Origin of the sequence: Paraburkholderia sp. SIMBA_053 (genome assembly GCF_046534895.1) — a bacterium.
In the GTDB taxonomy this organism is placed as follows: Bacteria; Pseudomonadota; Gammaproteobacteria; order Burkholderiales; family Burkholderiaceae; genus Paraburkholderia; species Paraburkholderia caledonica.
This window is the reverse complement of the sequence record NZ_JAWRXU010001299.1, coordinates 1-250: the sequence shown is the minus strand read 5'-3', so window position 1 is coordinate 250 and position 250 is coordinate 1. Positions and strand designations below refer to the sequence as shown.

The window sequence follows — 250 nt, the reverse complement described above, 5'->3', positions numbered from 1 at the left end:
CCCGCCGTGATCGATACGGCGGGGCTTCACGTGATTATTTATCACTAGGCGTTACTATCATTCGACGCTACGGCGACCCTAGCCATTAGTGACGAAGGCATCACCATACCCCATTCCTTGCAAGGTTTCTTGAAGCGCTTGTGCATCGCTTAACGACGCGACCGCACCCAATTGAACGCGGTAATTGCCGGCAGCGGCATACACCCGTGATTGACTGGTGAGTTGTTCACTCAGCTCGGCACTTAACGAC

Annotated in this window: 1 protein-coding gene; it reads right to left on the bottom strand. The window is 54.0% G+C overall.

Annotated features, from left to right (window positions below; genetic code table 11):
* Positions 1-78 precede the first annotated feature (78 nt).
* Positions 79-204 (bottom strand): SPOR domain-containing protein, encoded by a 126-nt coding sequence (locus tag SB753_RS39820; protein ID WP_410805516.1) that lies wholly within the window; start codon positions 202-204, stop codon positions 79-81.
* Between the last annotated feature and the right edge of the window lie 46 nt (positions 205-250).